Origin of the sequence: Porphyrobacter sp. TH134, from assembly GCF_002855495.1 — a bacterium.
Lineage (GTDB): Bacteria > Pseudomonadota > Alphaproteobacteria > Sphingomonadales > Sphingomonadaceae > Erythrobacter.
Genome location: NZ_PKRO01000031.1, coordinates 17,455 through 34,843 on the forward strand (window position 1 = coordinate 17,455; position 17,389 = coordinate 34,843).

18 protein-coding genes are annotated in these 17,389 nt (G+C 62.9%); 11 read left to right on the forward strand and 7 right to left on the reverse strand.

What is annotated here, in order from left to right; genetic code table 11:
- Positions 1-8: 8 nt before the first annotated feature.
- The 4 genes from C0V72_RS12370 to C0V72_RS12385 all read left to right on the forward strand — a co-directional run bounded on the left by C0V72_RS12370 (position 9) and on the right by C0V72_RS12385 (position 3,333).
- On the forward strand, positions 9-878 hold the full coding sequence (locus C0V72_RS12370; RefSeq protein WP_101794468.1) for an alpha/beta fold hydrolase: 870 nt from the start codon (positions 9-11) through the stop codon (positions 876-878).
- A 20-nt stretch (positions 879-898) separates the two neighbouring features.
- Complete coding sequence (locus C0V72_RS12375) at positions 899-1,456, forward strand: pyridoxamine 5'-phosphate oxidase family protein (protein ID WP_101794452.1); 558 nt, start codon at positions 899-901, stop codon at positions 1,454-1,456.
- 182 nt (positions 1,457-1,638) lie between these two features.
- A complete protein-coding gene (locus C0V72_RS12380; RefSeq protein WP_101794453.1) occupies positions 1,639-1,977 on the forward strand; it encodes a P-II family nitrogen regulator in 339 nt (112 codons plus the stop codon).
- A gap of 12 nt (positions 1,978-1,989) precedes the next feature.
- Positions 1,990-3,333, forward strand: coding sequence for an ammonium transporter (locus C0V72_RS12385; RefSeq protein WP_442792585.1), 1,344 nt, complete (start codon positions 1,990-1,992; stop codon positions 3,331-3,333).
- 280 nt (positions 3,334-3,613) lie between these two features.
- On the opposite strand, the gene C0V72_RS12390 is transcribed toward C0V72_RS12385, so the two are convergent.
- From C0V72_RS12390 to C0V72_RS12405, 4 genes are read right to left on the reverse strand one after another with little or no spacing between them, the layout of a single operon-like run.
- The gene (locus C0V72_RS12390; RefSeq protein WP_101794454.1) at positions 3,614-5,203 is read right to left on the reverse strand and encodes a GMC family oxidoreductase; all 1,590 of its coding nucleotides are present in this window, start codon (positions 5,201-5,203) and stop codon (positions 3,614-3,616) included.
- 24 nt (positions 5,204-5,227) lie between these two features.
- Entirely contained in the window at positions 5,228-6,190 is a 963-nt protein-coding gene (locus tag C0V72_RS12395; protein WP_101794455.1) for a sterol desaturase family protein, read from the reverse strand.
- A complete protein-coding gene (locus C0V72_RS12400; protein WP_233999929.1) occupies positions 6,183-6,590 on the reverse strand; it encodes a hypothetical protein in 408 nt (135 codons plus the stop codon). The genes C0V72_RS12395 and C0V72_RS12400 overlap by 8 nt, the downstream gene beginning before the upstream one ends.
- A 12-nt stretch (positions 6,591-6,602) precedes the next feature.
- Positions 6,603-7,034: a TIGR01244 family sulfur transferase gene (locus tag C0V72_RS12405; protein WP_101794456.1), complete on the reverse strand. Its 432-nt coding sequence runs from the start codon at positions 7,032-7,034 to the stop codon at positions 6,603-6,605.
- A 259-nt stretch (positions 7,035-7,293) separates the two neighbouring features.
- Here C0V72_RS12405 and C0V72_RS12410 point away from each other — a divergent pair, with 259 nt between their 5' ends.
- The 7 genes from C0V72_RS12410 (at position 7,294) to C0V72_RS12440 (ending at position 14,172) form a co-directional block, all read left to right on the forward strand.
- On the forward strand, positions 7,294-8,070 hold the full coding sequence (locus C0V72_RS12410) for a cold-shock protein (RefSeq protein ID WP_101794457.1): 777 nt from the start codon (positions 7,294-7,296) through the stop codon (positions 8,068-8,070).
- Between the two features lie 134 nt (positions 8,071-8,204).
- Positions 8,205-9,404: an aspartate aminotransferase family protein gene (locus tag C0V72_RS12415; RefSeq protein WP_101794458.1), complete on the forward strand. Its 1,200-nt coding sequence runs from the start codon at positions 8,205-8,207 to the stop codon at positions 9,402-9,404.
- Complete coding sequence (gene argF, locus C0V72_RS12420; protein WP_101794459.1) at positions 9,401-10,351, forward strand: ornithine carbamoyltransferase; 951 nt, start codon at positions 9,401-9,403, stop codon at positions 10,349-10,351. Before C0V72_RS12415 ends, argF begins: the two co-directional genes overlap by 4 nt.
- A gap of 57 nt (positions 10,352-10,408) precedes the next feature.
- Entirely contained in the window at positions 10,409-11,308 is a 900-nt protein-coding gene (gene hslO, locus C0V72_RS12425) for an Hsp33 family molecular chaperone HslO (RefSeq protein ID WP_101794460.1), read from the forward strand.
- An 87-nt stretch (positions 11,309-11,395) separates the two neighbouring features.
- Positions 11,396-11,815, forward strand: coding sequence for a DUF3617 family protein (locus C0V72_RS12430; RefSeq protein ID WP_233999930.1), 420 nt, complete (start codon positions 11,396-11,398; stop codon positions 11,813-11,815).
- A 45-nt stretch (positions 11,816-11,860) separates the two neighbouring features.
- A complete protein-coding gene (queC, locus tag C0V72_RS12435; protein WP_101794461.1) occupies positions 11,861-12,559 on the forward strand; it encodes a 7-cyano-7-deazaguanine synthase QueC in 699 nt (232 codons plus the stop codon).
- 53 nt (positions 12,560-12,612) lie between these two features.
- Positions 12,613-14,172, forward strand: coding sequence for a spinster family MFS transporter (locus C0V72_RS12440; RefSeq protein WP_101794462.1), 1,560 nt, complete (start codon positions 12,613-12,615; stop codon positions 14,170-14,172).
- A 283-nt stretch (positions 14,173-14,455) separates the two neighbouring features.
- On the opposite strand, the gene C0V72_RS12445 is transcribed toward C0V72_RS12440, so the two are convergent.
- From C0V72_RS12445 to C0V72_RS16445, 3 genes are all read right to left on the reverse strand, one after another.
- Positions 14,456-15,601 carry an OmpA family protein gene (locus C0V72_RS12445; RefSeq protein ID WP_101794463.1) on the reverse strand — a complete coding sequence of 382 codons (1,146 nt, stop codon included), beginning with the start codon at positions 15,599-15,601 and terminating at the stop codon, positions 14,456-14,458.
- 170 nt (positions 15,602-15,771) lie between these two features.
- Positions 15,772-16,236, reverse strand: coding sequence for a DUF2793 domain-containing protein (locus tag C0V72_RS16440; protein WP_172439012.1), 465 nt, complete (start codon positions 16,234-16,236; stop codon positions 15,772-15,774).
- A 16-nt stretch (positions 16,237-16,252) separates the two neighbouring features.
- Positions 16,253-17,389, reverse strand: a 1,137-nt coding sequence (locus C0V72_RS16445; protein WP_442792586.1) for a GTA baseplate fiber-binding domain-containing protein, incomplete at its 5' end; no start/stop codon positions are given.

A 17,389-nucleotide genomic window follows, 5' to 3' on the forward strand; every position in this document is an offset into this window, starting at 1 on the left:
CGGAATCCATGCACACCGCCGGCCCAACCTCGCAAACCTTCATCTCGCAGCGCCTTCGCCTGAACTATCTTGATTGGGGCGGGCGCGGGAAGCCGCCGCTGGTGCTGGTGCATGGCGGGCGCGATCATGCGCGCTCGTGGGATTGGACCGCCGAGGCACTGAGCGCCGATTACCACGTCATCGCCATGGACCACCGCGGGCATGGAGACAGCGATTGGGTCACGGACGGGGTCTATTCCGCGGGCGATATGGTCTATGACCTTGCCCAGCTGATCCATCAGCTCGGCGTCGGCCCGGTGCGGATGGTGGCGCATTCGATGGGCGGCAATGTCGCGCTCCGCTATGCCGGAGCCTTCCCCGACATGGTGACCAAGCTGGTGGCGATCGAGGGCCTTGGCCCATCGCCGGAATGGCGCGAAAAGCAGCGCGCCGTACCGTACCCCGAACGCCTCGCCGAATGGATCGAGAAGAAGCGCAAGGCCGCCGGGCGCTCCCCGCGTAAGTATGAAAGCATCGAGGCCGCCTTCGCGCGCATGATCGAGGAAAACGCCTACCTTACCGAGGAACAGGCGCGCCACCTCACCGTCCACGGGGTCAATCGCAACGAGGACGGCACCTATAGCTGGAAGTTCGATCCGCACCTCAATGTCTGGCCGGTCGAGGATATTGGTGACGAGTTCATCGAACAGCTGTGGGGGGCGATCACTTGCCCGACGTTGCTGCTCTACGGGGCAGACTCATGGGCGTCGAACCCGGAGAAGGACGGACGCATCGCCCACTTCAAGACCGCGCGTGTGATCGAGTTCGAGAAAGCGGGCCACTGGCTCCACCACGACCAGTTCAACCGCTTCATCGCCACCTTGCGCGATTTCCTCTGACGGCTTGAAAGGAGCGTCCGATGGCTGAATTCACCGAGGCGCTCACCGAAAAGCATAGGGCGATGATCGCTGCCCAGCCGGTGTTCTTCGTGGCGACGGCTGCGGGCGACGGGCGGATCAATCTCAGTCCCAAGGGGTACGACGCCTTCCGGGTGCTGGCACCGACGCGGGTCGCCTATCTTGATCTGGGCGGATCGGGCAACGAGACCCACGCGCACCTTGCGGCGGACGGGCGCATCACGGTGATGTTCTGCAACTTCCAGCAGCCCGCGCTGATCCTGCGCATTTACGGGCGCGGGCGGGCGGTGTTGCCGCAGGACCCCGACTGGGGCGATCTGGCCGCGCACTTCACCCTGATGCCCGGTACCCGCCAAATCTTCGACATTGCGGTAGAGAGCGTGCAGTCCTCCTGCGGCTGGGGCGTGCCCTTCATGACCCTTGAGGGCGAACGCGAGACGCTCAAGAAAGCGCACCGCCAATCCGATCCGGCGCAGTGGGAGGCCAAGATGGCCTTGCGCACCCGCAGCATCGATGGCCTGCCGACCCGCGCCACTGATCGCTATATCGCGGGCGATTGACCATCATCGGGGCGCAAATCTTGCCCAAGTGTTAATCACATGATTAAAAATTAGGCAGGTATTATCCCGCAGGTGCGAAAGATCGCGCTGATTCCCGTGCGACAGGCCTGTTACACAAAATTGGCACGCTTGTTGCTGTGTCTTTGTTGGCCGGACCCGATCCGGCGCAACAGGGGCCACAGATGAAGTTCATCATCGCCATTATCAAACCGTTCAAGCTCGACACCGTGCGTGAAGCGTTGAGCGGCATCGGTATCGCCGGGATGACCGTCACCGAGGTCAAGGGCTTCGGTCGCCAGAAGGGTCAGACCGAAATCTACCGCGGTGCGGAATACTCCACCAACATGCTTCCCAAAGTGAAGCTCGAAATTGCCGCCAGCGACGAAATCGCCGCGCAGGTGGTCGAAACCATTCAGGCGACCGCCAACACGGGCGCGATCGGTGACGGCAAGATCTTCGTTCTGGATCTGTCGTCCGCCACCCGCATCCGCACCGGCGAGTCCGGCGAAACCGCGCTTTAAAGGGGCCATGCAATGAAGCGTATTTTCCTCAATGCTGCGGCGCTGATGACCGGGGCGGTCATGCTTGCCGCGCCGGCTTTTGCCGCGCCCGTGGCCGACGCCGCGGCGGCGGCTGCCGAAGCTGCACCCGCCGTTCCCAACCCGGGCAACAACGGCTTCATGATGACGGCCACCGTCCTTGTGCTGCTGATGATCCTGCCGGGCCTCGCGCTGTTCTATGGCGGCCTGACCCGTTCCAAGAACATGCTTTCGACCATGACCCAGATCGGTGCCGCGGCATCGCTGGCAATGCTGGTGTGGGTGATGTGGGGCTATGGCCTCGCCTTCGGCCCTGAAGGCAACGAATACATCAGCTGGGGCAAGTTCTTCCTCGCTGGTGTCACGCCGGACTCTACGGCGGCGACCTTCACCGACGAGGTGATCAGCGAATATATCTTCATCAGCTTCCAGATGACCTTTGCCGCGATCACCGTCGCGCTGGTGCTGGGATCGGTGGTGGAGCGCATGAAGTTCGCCGCCACGATGGTGTTCACCCTCGTCTGGCTGACGATCGTTTACTTCCCGATCGCTCACATGGTGTGGGAAGCGCGCGGCGTGTTCTTCGTAATGGGCGCGCTCGACTTTGCCGGTGGCACGGTTGTCCACATCAACGCCGGTGTCTCGGCGCTGGTCGCGGCCTACATCCTCGGCAAGCGCAAGGGCTACCCGACCGAACCGATGCCCCCGCACAGCCTGACGCTGACGATGGTCGGCACCGGCTTGCTGTGGGTGGGCTGGTTCGGCTTCAATGCTGGCTCGGCGCTGGAGGCAAACGGCTCGGCGGCGCTCGCCATGATCAACACCTTCGTTGCTACGGCGGCAGGCGGGCTGTTCTGGATGCTGACCGAGCGGGCGATGGGCCACAAGGGCTCGGCGCTGGGCTTCTGCTCGGGTGTGATTGCCGGTCTGGTGGCGGTCACTCCGGCAGCGGGCAATTCGGGCCCTTTCGGTGCGATCCTGCTCGGCGCGATTGCCTCGGTGGTCTGCTACTTCTTCGTCGCCAAGGTAAAGGCCAAGTTCGGCTATGACGACGCGCTCGATGCTTTCGGCATCCACGGCGTGGGCGGCATCGTCGGCGCGATCGGCACCGGCATCGTGTTCTCGCCGGCTCTCGGCGGGCCGGGCGGTGAAGACTTCGACATGGGAGCGCAGCTGGTGACGCAGGTTACCGCCGTGGTCGCCACGATCGTGATCTCCGCCGTCGGCACCGCCATCGCCATGTACATCGCCAAGGCCATCACCGGTCTGCGGGTCGATGAGGAAAGCGAAGTCAACGGTCTCGACATCTCCGAACACGGGGAGCGCGCCTACAACTAAGCGCACCCCTTACCAGCTTGGCGGGGGGAGACCTCTCTCTCCCTCTCCTCTCCCCCCGCCTCACCTTGTTCCTCCTGCGAACGAACAAACTGATACAGGCCGGAGCGGCGATAAGCCCTCCGGCCTTTTTTTGCGTTTGGCGTCTGCGTGCGACCCCGCCTCCGCGGGGTCGTCCTCGGCGCTGTTTCGCGCGTGCCGCGCGAGCGCCTGCGGGCGGGCGGTCGCCCTTGCGGCTCGTCCTGCGGCGGGCCGGATCAGCTCGTGCCGTTCGGAGTGGGGTTTACCCTCTTTCCGCTTCCATCACGAAGTCGGCGCAACGCTCCCCAATCATGATACTCGGCGCGTTGGTGTTGCCGCTGACCAGTTTGGGCATGATGCTGGCATCCGCCACCCACAGGCCATCGAGCCCGTTCAGTTTCAGGGTCGGATCAACCACGGCATCGGCGTCAGCCCCCATCCGGCATGTGCCGACGGGGTGATACACCGAATCCGAGCGGTCGCGGATCATGGCATCCAGCGCGGCATCATCATTGAGATCGACGGGGTGGCGGTCCTTGGGGCCGAACGCCTGCAAGGGCGGGGCGTCGGCGATGCGGTGCGACAGGCGCACGCCAGCGCGCAAACAGGCCATGTCGCGCTCGTCATCAAGGAAGTTGGGATCAATGACCGGGGCGGCTGCCGCATCCGCGCTTCCCAGCCGCACGGTCCCGCGGCTTTCGGGTCGCAGCACGCAGGCATGGAGCGAGAAGCCGTGCGCCTTCACCTTCTCGCGCCCGTGATCTTCCAGGATCGCCGGGACAAAATGCCACTGCACATCGGGCGCAGGACTATCCGGCATCACTGTCCAGAACCCGCCGGCTTCGGCATAGGGCGTCGTCATCACGCCTGTCCGCTTGCGGCGATGTTCGACAATTGCGGCGGCCATCCGCAGCGTGCCCTTGAACGTCCCGCCAATTGGCACATCGCTTTGCGTCTCCCAGCCGGAGACATAGTCGATATGGTCTTGCAGGTTCGCGCCCACCGCCGGACGATCCAGCACCACATCGATCCCGTGTGCCTTCAGGTGATCGGCCGGGCCAATACCCGACAGCATCAGGATCTGCGGGGAGTTGAACGCACCCGCGCTCAGCACCACGCCGCGCCGGGCGAACAGCGTTTCGGATCCTCCTGCGCCCCGGATCTGTACGCCGGTCACGCGCCCGCCCTCGATCACCAGTTTCTCGACCAGCGTATTGGTGCGGATCGCAAAATTGCTCTGCTGACGGATTGGTTCGACATAGGCGCGCGCCGAGGTCCAGCGCTCCCCCTTGCGCTGGGTGACCTGATACAGGCCAAAGCCATCCTGCCGCGCGCCGTTGAAATCGGCATTGGTGCGCAGCTGCAAGGCGGCGGCTGCTTCGACAAAGGCGTGGCTTGCCGGGTTCGCCGCCGTCTGGTCGGATACGAACAAGGGGCCGCCCGCGCCGTGGTAATCATCGGCCCCGCGCTCATTCGCTTCGGCGCGTTTGAAGTAGGGCAGGACGTCGTCATAGGCCCAGCCGGTGCAGCCCAGCGCGGCCCAATTGTCATAATCCCAGCGTCCGCCGCGAATATAAACCATCGCGTTGATGGCGGACGAGCCGCCCAGACCCTTGCCGCGGGGCTGATAGCCGGTGCGTCCGTTGAGGCCCTTCTGCGGCACGGTATCGTAGCGGTAATTCGACTTTTGCGGAATGAAGGGCATGAAGCCCGGCGTCTTGACCCAGACATTGTCGTTGCGCCCGCCTGCCTCCAGCAAACACACCCGGCGTGTGCCGTCCACGGCAAGGCGGCCCGCAACAGCGCTTCCGGCACTGCCACCGCCGATGACGATGTAGTCAAAGCTTTCCATGATCTCTCCCTTTGGCAGGGGAGATTAAGCAGCTTCGCCGATGTCCGCAATCCGGTTTCGAGTAGCAACTGATGTTGCAACCGGCGCAACGTCGGCGGTCACGCGGGCGTGCCATTTGGCGCGGATCATGTCGGAGGTTTCGCGGCTATCGTCATGGCTCCAGCCCGGTTCGCGCAGGAGGTAGGACAGCTTGTGCCGCCAGGGCGCGTGCCAGATATCCGCGATCATCCCGATCCATTCATGGAACACCGCCCACAACAGATTGAAACTGCCCAACTGCTTGACGATGCCGTAGCGGATCGGCTCGTCATCGACTTCCGGCTCAAAGGTGCCGAACATCCGGTCCCAGACGATGAAGACCCCTGCGTAGTTGCGGTCCAGATAGCGCGGATTGGTGGCATGGTGGACGCGGTGGTGGCTGGGCGTGTTCATCACCGCTTCGAACCAGCGCGGCATCCGCCCCACCGCCTCGGTGTGGATCCAGAACTGATAGATCAGATTGAAGCCGCCGCAGATCGCGATCATTGCCGGGTGAAACCCAAGCAATACCAGTGGGATGGCAAACAGCACCCCAAAAGTGAAAGGCCCGGTCCATGTCTGCCGCAGCGCCGTGGACAGGTTATAGTGCTGGCTCGAATGGTGGTTCACATGCGCGGCCCACATCCAGCGAACGCGGTGGCCTGCACGGTGAACCCAGTAATATTTGAGATCGTCGAGCACGAAGCACACAGGCCATGCCCACCATACCGTCCACCATTCCGGGCCGAAGTCGACCACGCGCCAGTCATAGGCTAGCAGCATCAAGGACACAGCAAACCCGCCCAAGAGCGCCCCTGCGATTGTCGAGCCTAGTCCGAACGACAGACTGACCAGCGTGTCTTTGGGCTCATAGGCTCCGGGCGCCCGAAATTTCGCCCAGATCATCTCGGCGAGCACCGCCACCACGAACAGCGGCACGGCATATTGGGTGGGGTTGAGATCAGGCATCGTGCTGCCCGTCTAACGCATTGATCGCGTCCGCCCAAGCCTCGGCATCGTGGATGGTCAGGAAGACCGTTCCGAAACGGACATCGCCCGGAATGACCTCGATCTGCCCATCGGCAACCCAGGCTGCCGCGCCGGTGCCGAGCACGCGTCCGGCAAAGCGGTTGCCGTGGCACTTGATGACCATGATTCGTCCTGAAGCATCACGGGCGAGTGCGCTCTTGCCTTCGCAGTCGCAGGCAGTGGCCAGCGGCGTGAAGCCGTCCTCGACCTCACCGGCAGCGCGCCGCACGGCATCCTCGCTGTCTAGCCGCGGCGCGCCGCCCAGCTTCAGCCACCATGCCAACCCTGCCAGTGCGAGGATCGCGACAAGCGAGCCGATGGTCTGGGCAATCAGTGCCAAGTTGCTGGCGCTTCAGCGTGCAGCGAGCATGTCGATCATCGCGCGAATCGGGCTGACGTCGTAGCCTGCCTGCGCTGCGGTGCGGGCGATCGCGTTGGGGTCCTCGCCCTGTTTTGCCGACGCAAGAGCCCACAAAAGTGTCGAACGGGTGCCCGAACGGCAATAGGCGAGAATCGGCCCCTCGGCCTGTTCCATCGCGGCGATCATCGCATCGACCTGCGGCTCGCTGAAGCCGGCATGACTGATGGGGATGGCCGTGTAGTTCAGCCCGGCTGTCGCTGCGGCTGCTGCAATTTCATCACCTTGCGGTGCGGAAGGTTCCTCCCCGTCGGGACGATTATTGACGATCATGCTAATGCCAAGGTCGGCCGCAGCCGCAATGTCATCCAGCGCAAGCTGCTGACTTACATAGATATTATCAGCGAGACGGCGAAAATCGCTCATGCTTGGGCCTGCTTTTTGCGGTGGTGCATGGCCGTGTCATGCCCAAACTGGCGGTGCGGCACAAGCGGTCTGCCACAAAACCGGCAGGCCGCCACCGGGGCGCAAGTAAAATCATTCGCAAAGCACCCTTTTGTAGGTTATATGCTGCAAGACGTGCGCTCCGGACCACAAGCTCGGCGCGGCTGTGAACGGTGCGGCTCGCTGTCCCCGCCACCGGCACATTTTAAGACGGGCAGTGTGGCAAGGTACGTACTGATCTATGGGTTACGATAGGGGACGCCGGCGCGGCCGCGACAAGCGCGACGGTTTCGGCGAAGATGGCTTTGATCCGTTTGGTGGTGGAAACGATGGTTTCTCGCCGCCCCGTGATTTTGGCGGTGGCGGTGATCGCTTTGGCGGTGGCGGCGACCGGTTCGGCGGCGGCGGTGGCGGTGATCGCTACAGCGGCGGCGGCGGCGGTGCACCGCGCAGCGGCGGCTTCGGCGGCGGCCCGCGCGGACCGGGCGGCGGCGGCGGTGGTGGCTTCGGCGGCGCGCCGCGCATGCCTGCCCAGATCGTTGGCACCGGCAAGGGCACTGTAAAGTTCTTCAACACCCAGAAGGGCTTCGGCTTCATCCAGCAAGATGGTGGCGGCGAAGATGTGTTCGTGCACATCAGCGCGGTCGAGCGTGCCGGGCTTGAAGGCCTCGCCGAAGGGCAGGAGCTTCAGTACAATCTCGTGGATCGCGGCGGCAAGGTGTCGGCGCAGGATTTGCAGGTTGTAGGAGACGTGATCGCAGTGGCCGCCAAGCCCGCTGCGCCGGCCCGCGAACTTACGGGGGAACGCGCCAAGGGCGTGGTCAAGTTCTTCAACGCGATGAAGGGCTTCGGCTTCCTCGTCCGTGATGATGGCCAGCCGGACGCGTTTGTCCACATCAGCGCGGTCGAGCGTTCGGGCCTGTCAGCCCTGAACGAAGGCGAGCGTTACGAATTCGATCTTGAAGTTGATCGACGCGGAAAACATTCCGCTGTCAATCTGACGCCGATCGAAGGCTGACCGCCGCCTCGATTTCGCCCATCCCGCAATTTTCGCGGAACCGGTGAAACAATAACGGATTGCAGATGGCGGCTCTGGTGAAGGGCCGCCATTTGCATTTCTGCCCTCTTTGTTTTTTGTTTGGGACACTGCCCATGTCTATTCCAGCGCTCATGCCCGTCTATCCGCGCAGCGGCGTGCGGCCCGTGCGCGGCGAGCACTGCCATCTCATCGACGAGGACGGCACCCGTTACCTCGATTTCGCCAGCGGCATTGCGGTCAACCTGCTCGGCCATTCGCACGAGGGATTGATCGGCGCGATCCAGAACCAGGCCGCGACGCTGATGCACGTGTCGAACCTGTATGGCAGCCCGCAGGGCGAGAAACTGGCCCAATGGCTGGTCGATACCACATTCGGCGATACGGTGTTCTTCACCAATTCGGGCGCGGAAGCCTGCGAATGCGCGATCAAGACCGCGCGCGCCTATCACCAGAACGCAGGGGACGAAGGCGACGCCAGCCGGTTTGAGATCATCACCTTCCACAACGCCTTTCACGGGCGCACGATGGCGACCATCAGCGCGTCTAGCCAGACCAAGATGCACCACGGCTTTTCGCCGCTGCTCGATGGGTTCAAGTATGCGCCGTTCGACGATCTGGAAGCGGCCAAGGCACTGATCGGGCCGCACACGGCGGGCATCATGGTCGAGCCGATCCAGGGCGAGGGCGGCATTCGCCCGGCCTCGCAGGAATTCATGACTGGCCTGCGCGCGCTGTGCGACGAGCACGGCTTGATGCTGATCCTCGACGAGGTGCAGTGCGGTGTTGCGCGCACGGGCAAGCTCTACGCCTATGAGCATTACGGGATCGAGCCTGATATCCTCGCCACCGCCAAGGGCATTGGTGGCGGCTTCCCGCTGGGTGCCTGCATCGCCACCGAAAAGGCCGCGCGCGGCATGACCTTTGGTACCCACGGATCGACCTATGGCGGCAATCCGCTGGGGATGGCTGCGGGCATGGCCGTGATGGAAGCGGTGGCGAACGAGGCATTTCTCGCATCGGTTGCCGAAAAGGGCGAACGTCTGCGCTCGCGCCTTGAACAGTTCATCGGCAATTATCCCGAACTGTTCGAACTGGTGCGTGGCAAGGGCCTGATGCTTGGCCTCAAGATGAAGATGGAAAGCCGTCCGTTCTACGTCCACCTGCGCGATCATCACCAATTGCTGACCGTGGCGGCGGGCGACAACACGATCCGCATCATTCCGCCGCTGGTGATTGGTGATGCCGAGATCGACGAGTTCTTCGACAAGCTGTCGGCCGGTGCGGCGAGCTTCAAAGTGCCTGAACCGGCATGACCGCGGGCACGGGGGCGTTCCGCCACTTCCTGAACCTCGGCGATGCCGGGGGCGACGCTATCGCGGCGATGATCAATGATGCGATTGATCGGAAGGCTGCGCGCAGCGGCCTGCCCAAAGGCGCACCCGATGCCGATGCGCCGCTCAAGGGCCGCGTGCTGGCGCTGGTGTTCGAGAAGAACTCGACCCGCACCCGCGTCAGCTTCGACATCGCCATGCGCCAGCTTGGCGGCACGGTGCTGCTGCTCGATTCGGGCTCAAGCCAGCTCGGCCGGGGGGAGAGCATCGCCGATACCGCGCGCGTGCTCAGCCGGATGGTCGATGGCATCATGCTGCGCACCGATGATCATGCCAAGATCGAGGAAATGGCTGCCCATGCCAGCGTGCCGGTCATCAACGGCCTAACCGACATGTCGCATCCCTGCCAGATCGTCGCTGACCTTCTCACAGTGATCGAGCATGGCAAGGCACTGCCAGGGCTGGAGGTGGCATGGTTCGGGGATGGCAACAATGTGCTGCATTCGATCCTTGAGGCGGCCGGGCTGATGAAGTTCAACGTCCGCGTGGCGACGCCTGCGGGTTACGAGCCGGACCCGGCTTTCGTCGCCTTGGCGCGTGCCGGCGGGGCGATTGTTACGCTGACGCAGGACGCCGCCGAAGCCGCGCGCGGGGCCGATGTGATCGTCACCGATACGTGGATATCGATGGGGCAGGCGCACGCCGAGGCAAAGCTTGCAGCGATGGCCCCCTATCAGGTCAATGCCGCGCTGATGGCGCAGGCCAAGCCCGATGCGGTCTTTCTCCACTGTCTTCCCGCGCATGTGGGCGAGGAGGTCAGTCAAGACGTGTTCGAAGGCCCGCAATCGGTGGTGTTTGCTGAGGCAGAAAACCGGATCCACGCGCAAAAGTCGGTGCTGTTGTGGAGTTTCGGTCTGCTCGGCAAGTGATGCGCGCGGCAAAAGGGGGTCTTTCGCCGGGCTCCATGCATCCCCATATGGCGCCGCATGGCTGATACGACCGATATGACCGAGACTTTTTCCGACCAATTGATGGGCTTCACCCTGCCTGCCCGCAATGCGCGCGGCCGGCTTGTGCGGATGGAGAGCGTGCTCGATCAGGTGCTGTCGGCACATGATTACCCCGCGCCCATCACGCACCTCCTCGGAGAAGCGCTGGTGCTGGGGGTGTTGATGGGCGGCTTGCTGAAGGGCGATGCTGCGCAGTTGACCATGCAGGCACAGACGCAGGGCGGGATCGTCAAGCTGCTGGTGGTTGATTATCGCGCAGGCGCAGTGCGCGGTTATGCCGATTTCGATGGTGAGCGCTTGGCAACGCTGGGCGCGAATCCCAGCCTGACGGCGCTGTTCGGTGAAGGATATTTGGCGATCACCTTCGAGACGGAAGGCAATCAGCGCTATCAGGGGATCGTTCCGCTGGAAGGCGATAGCCTGGCCGAAGCGTGCGAAAGCTATTTCAGCCAGTCGGAACAGATCCCGACCCTGATTCGCGTCGCCAGCCGTGCAGGTGCCAATGGACGCACGGCGGCCGGCCTGTTGATCCAGCATCTGGCCGATGGTGAGGAAGGGCGCGAGCGGCTGCATGTCCGCTTGGATCATCCGGACTGGGATCACGTCGCGGTCATGGCCGGTTCAATCAGCCACAACGAACTGCTTGATCCTGAGCTGTCGCTTGAGGGGATCGCCTGGCGACTGTTTCACGAGGAGCCGGAGGTACGGGTCCAGCCCGGCGCGGCGCTATCGCGCGGGTGCCGTTGCAGCGCGGCGCATTACGAAGCGATCATCGCCCGGTTTCCTGCCGAGGAACAAGGCGAAATGCGGGGCGCTGACGGTGTGATTGCGGTCGATTGCGCCTTTTGTTCGCGCAGCTTTGCGCTGGCGATCTGACTTTCGTAAGCTCGCAGCCTTACAATTTCTTGGCGGGCGACCAAATTGTGCCACTCGGATTGGCTGAAATCTGGCAAGAGGACCGGGATGAGCGTTCAAACCGACAGCAGAATGCGCGCGCTGGCGCTGGGCGGACTCGCAGCCGGGGCAGCGATATTGCTGACTGCGCCCAGCCTTGCGCAAGGCAGCGGCCTTGCGATGCTTGGCACGCTCGCCAAAGGTGAATGGACGATCAAGCAGCGCGGAGAAAAGCGCGAACGCAAGATTTGCGTCAAGTCCGGCAGCGAGGTGATCCAATTGATGCACCGTGAAAGCGGGTGCAGCCAGTTTGTGGTGGAAGATGGCGCCGCGCGTGTCACGGTTCAGTATACCTGTCCGGGCAACGGGTATGGCCGCACCAGCATTCGCCGCGAAACCAGCGCGCTCGTTCAACTGGAGAGCCAGGGCATCCATGATGGCATGCCGTTCCAGCTGACAGCAGAGGCCCGCCGCACGGGCGCTTGCTGATCGCGCTGCGTTTGCCTTTGCGGGCGCAGGTGGTAGGTGCGCTGCATGAGCGGTTCTGAATATACGCGCGCCCGGCCTCTTGCGGTGGTGCTGCTGTCCGGCGGTCTTGATTCGATGGTCACGGCTGCGCTGGCCCAAGAAGCGGGATTTTCAGTCCATGCGCTGACCGTTGATTATGGCCAGCGGCACCGGCTTGAGCTGGAATCGGCTGCACGCATCGCAAAACAACTGGGTCTTGTGCGCCAAACCCAGATCGCGCTCGACCTGCGCGCCTTCGGCGGATCAGCGCTGACAGACAGCATCGATGTGCCCAAGAGCGGGGTGGGCGACGATATCCCTGTCACCTATGTTCCGGCGCGTAACCTCGTCTTCCTTGCACTGACCACCGCCTGTGCCGAAGCTGCGGGCGCGCGCGATGTGTTTATCGGGGTCAATGCGCTCGATTATTCGGGCTATCCCGATTGCCGCCCTGAATTCATCGCCAGCTTTGCTGACACTGCGCGGCTGGGCACAAAGGCAGGGGTGGAAGGCGCGCCCTTCACGATCCACGCGCCGCTTCAGCACATGACAAAGGCCGACATCGCCCGCGAATGCGCGCGGCTGGGACTTGACCCGGCGTGGAGCTGGTCATGCTATGATCCGACCCCCGACGGTATGGCGTGCGGGCTGTGCGATTCCTGCCGGCTGCGGAAAAAGGGTTTTGCCGAGGCGGGCATTGTCGATAGCACACGCTACAACGCCTGATCGGTACAGCGCCCGCAACGGGCGATCATAAAAAGCGGGATAGGGGATCGATTGTGACCGAAGAGACCACGGCAGTGCCGGCGGACCGCAGCGATGCGCCAGCTTCGGCTTACAGCTGGTATGTGCTGGGCGTGCTGGTTGTGGTTTACATCCTCAATTTCATCGACCGGCAAATCCTCGCGATCCTTGCGGTCGATATCAAGCGCGATCTGCAACTGGATGACAGCGATCTGGGCTTTCTGGGCGGGGCAGCCTTCGCAGTGTTTTATGCGCTGTTCGGGGTGCCGCTTGGGCGGCTGGCGGACCGCTGGCATCGGGTGCGGCTGCTGACGATCGGCTTGGTGCTGTGGTCGACCATGACCGCGCTTTCGGGTTTTGCGCGCAATTTCCTTACGTTGTCACTGGCGCGCATGGGTGTTGGCGTGGGCGAGGCAACAGCGAGCCCGACCGCTTATTCGCTGATCTCGGACTATTTCCCCGCCCGGCAGCGTGGCACTGCACTGGCGATCTATTCCTCGGGGCTTTATCTTGGGGGCGGGGTGTCGCTGCTGATCGGCGCGCAAATTTCAAAATGGTGGGATGCGGCCTATCCGGGCGGCGGGATCGGCGGCCTTGTCGGCTGGCAGGCAGCCTTTATGGCGGTGGGGGTGCCAGGGGTGCTGTTGGCGCTGTGGGTGGCTTCGCTGCGTGAACCCGCGCGCCAGCCCGATACTGCGAGTGGTGAGCGGCACCCACTGATCGATTTCTTTATCGACCTTTCGATGCTGCTGCCGCCTCTCACTGTCATCCACGCCGCGCTGCGGGGTCCGAAGGCGGTGCTGATCAATCTGATGATGGCCGCAGCAATGACGGCCTTCGCTTTTGCCATGATCAAGCTGACCGGAAATGTGCCGCAGTGGGCCGCGATTGCATTCGGTTACTATGCTGTATTCTCGTGGGCTGCGACGCTGCGGCGGCACGATCCGGCGACCTTCCAGCTGATCTGGGGCACGCCGGCCTTTGTCTGCACAGCGCTCGGATATGGGCTGGTGTCGCTGGGGGCCTACGCGCTGGCTTTTTGGTCTGCGGCCTATGGTGAGACGGTTCTGGGTTTGCCGAAGGGTGAACTCGCCTTTGTGTTGGGCGGTTGCGGGGCGTCCTCGGGCTTCCTCGGCGTTATTCTCGGTGGCCACATGTCGGACTGGCTGCGATCGCGCAATCCTTCGGGCCGGATTCTGGTAGTGATGTTCGGGATCCTCGCACCCATCATTCCCATCTGGATCGGCTTCACCACCGAGAGCGCGGTGATGTTTTATCTTATGAATTTCCTCGCTGGGATGTTTGCGGCCACCGCGCTGGGGGCAGCGGCGGCAACGACACAGGATTTGGTCCTGCCACGGATGCGGGGGACGGCGACGGCGTCATTCTTCCTTGCAACCACGCTGGTGGGGCTGGGCCTTGGGCCGTTTATGGTTGGCGCGATTTCGGATCTTACCGGAAGTCTGCGGATCGGGGTCCTGTCGCTGATCGCGGTAGCGCCGATTTCGCTGGCGCTATTGGTGTATGCATACCGCGCCTTGCCAAAGGCAGAGGCAACGATTGCAGAGCGCGCACTGGCTGCTTCAGGAGCGTAGTGAAGTCGCCGGTGGCTCGTGCCGTAGCGCTGTCTTAGCGGGAATTGCCAATCGGCATAGAGCCTTGATCTATGGCAATTTGCTGCGTCGTTCATGCGTTCCTGTGAGATCCGTGCCCTAAGGCAAAGGATGATGGCCACGAGGCTTTGCAATTCTGCGGGTGCTACGCACATTTGATCGTTGGAGCATGCGTTTCAAGGTAAAGCTGGCGGCCTGACCTGCGCATAACAAAAAAGGGGCCGGATTACTCCGGCCCCTTTTAGTGTTCCTATGGAACCGTGACTTACATGCCCGAACCCGGACCGTAGGTCACTTCCACGCGACGGTTCTGCGCTTCGCGCACACCGTCGGCGGTCGGCACCCGGGGCTTGGTTTCGCCAAAGGCTTCACCCGTGATGCGTGCATCCGGCACGCCGCGGCCGGTCAGGTAGTTGCGAACCGCCGTATTACGACGCTCGGCCAGGCCGACGTTGTACTTCGGGCTACCGGCGCGGTCGGTGTGACCAGCCAGCATAACGCTCGCCGTGCCGCAGTTCGCGTAGGCGGTGACTGCGGTGTTGAGGATGCCTGCGGCTTCCGAAGTGATGTCCGACTTATCGAAGTCGAAGAACACAATGTACGGACCCGTGTTGCACGCAGCCTTGGGGGGCGGCGGCGGCGGCGGGGGCGGCGGGGGCGGCGGGGGAGGCGGCGGCGGGGGAGGCGGCGGCGGCGGCGGCGGAGCAGGCTCTTCACCACCGAAGTTGTACGTGATCGAACCCAGCAGCGAATGCGTGCTTAGGTTGGTGTTGACCCCACGTCCGAGGGGATCGATCAGGTTGACATCCGGTGCGTTGAAGAAGCGGTACTTCAGGCCAACATCCCACGAGTCGCTCAGCGGCGCGCGAATACCGGCAAGCAGTTGCCAGGCGAAACCTGTGTCAGAATCGTTCCACACGCCGGGGCCGTTAGCATTCACGCTACCGTCCATATCGATACGGGCAACACCAACACCGCCGCCAGCGAAGGCCTGCAGGCCGTCGTCGTCACCGAAGTCGAGCAGACCGTTCACCATGAAGCTCAGCGCATTCACTTCACCCAGCGCATCGCGTCGTCCGATGAAGGTGCTGAAACCGCCCGGGGCGGTCGCCAGCGGGTTGAGCGCAAGACCCTGCGCACCGGCCTGCACATTTTCAAGATCCGCGGCACGATAGCTGGCTTCGGTTTCGAGACGGAAGCCGCCGAAATCATAACCGACTGCCGCACCGAAATCGTAGCCGGTGTCGTAGTTCGCGGCTGCGTTGTCCGCCACGCCGTTGACGTCGAGACTCTGGTCTTCGACAATCATGACGCCGCCATCACCCTGAATGTACCACTGGCCATCGCGGGCCAGGGCAGGTGTGGTCAGCGCGGTCGAGGCCATCGCCATTCCAATGACGAGTTTGCGCATATCCAAAATTCCCCTTTATATTAGACTTGAGGCACGGTGCGTCTCTATCTTTTCCCCTAGCGCGAGGCAAGCAGTCAATGGACGTTACGTGTTGCAAGAATGTCGCTCTCAAGCAAAGGTGGGCATAATTGCAACATCAAGACCGCTCGAATTTGCGGCATTGTGAGAATTCAGACCACGTCGGCCCTCAGAATTCCGGCTGTTTGCATCACTTGCAAGAGACCGGAAATCGCTTCACGTGCCTCGACGTCGATTACCAAGCCGCCCTCCGGCAAGGCTGGCGTTATGGCCGATAGCCACTGGGACCTGAACACCAACGCCTGTCCGGTCGTCTGGTCAAACAGCTGCATTCCGTCTGATGGCTCGATATAGTGCCAGTCGCCGCCGATCCGCACAGCCAATCGGTCAGTCCGACCCGACCAGACCCCTGTCGCCGGGGCCGTGATCCTGAAGCAGTCGCCGTCATCGGGACTTGCGGGCGGTGCAGGCTGTGATGCTTTCACGATCCGCATGAACAAGGCGTCGATCAGACACATGGCCTGATTTACAAAGAACTCCTTCTGCGCCTGACCCGGAACCAGAAGCGGCAACCCAATAGCTGACGTTGTGTTTGAAAAAGTGACGGGATCGGGCATCACAGCCTCCTGATAACTACAATGATGGGGCAAGCAAAACGGCTGCCGAATGATCGAATGTGCCGACCTGTCTGACCCACAACTGGGCAGAACCATACGCAGCGAGCAGTTCTGCCCGTTCGGATTGTGCGAGATGCAGCTGTGCAGTATTGAGCTGCCACAGGACATGGGGGGCTTCGACCGGGCCATAACCCACAAGATAGGCTTCGCGCTCTTCCACAAGCGGAACGTCAACGCCATCGTCCCACCGCCATTGCCCGCGCGCGCGCCGTGTCCAGCGATAGAGGATTGACTGGTCGGCCCCAAGCGTCGCTTGCGGATGAACCGGACAGGGCGGCCGCCGCGCCAATCCGGCATTGACGAGCGGCACGACCACGGCCTCCGGGTCGCCCGTCCCCATGGCTGCCACGCGGGTATTCCCCAAAGAAGGAACAAGCGCGGGATCCAGCGGTATCAGGCTGTCATCGATCAAGATGACAGGCGTCTGGGCTGCATGCCCAATGGCGGCCTCGGGCTCGGTCCCGCCCCGACCGCGGAGCAGCCCGGCAATCCGCCACCGCCCTCCACCCAGCGGTTGCGCGCGCTGGAATTGCATAAGCTCGCCGCCGACCAGCAAACGGTTCGCGCCGGCAGCCAGGCCGGCAAGGTCTGTTTCGGCCAGGTCGAAATCGTCGGCGATGAAGTCGACAATTGCGGTGGCTTCAGGCTCAAACAGCATCGCTGCCGATCCGGCGAGCGGCTGCGCCAAGACGCCCAAGGCCGCGCGCTGGCTTCCCGTTGCGCCAAGATCGACCAACGTGTTTCCTTGGACCGCATAGAGCGCGGCACCGCGCCACGCGCTGTTCTGTGCTGATGCAGCCGCATAAGCGTTGGGGGCAGAAACATTCGCGCCAGTATCTGGCGGGAGCTCCACCGCTAACAGATGCGTCGCCGGAATGAGCAGATCGGGAAGCTGCAAGTTTTCACCGGGATCGCTGGCCCGGGGCGTGCCTGCGCTGGGTGCCAGTCGCTCAAGCTCCAAGGCGATGCCGCGGTCGAGCCATTCCCAGCTGCGCAATGTTGAAGGACAGTTCACAGGAGCCGTAAGGCGACATCCAGCTTTACGAGGTGTCGCCTTGGCCTGATCGATTTCCCGGCGGATGGTCTTCCGGGA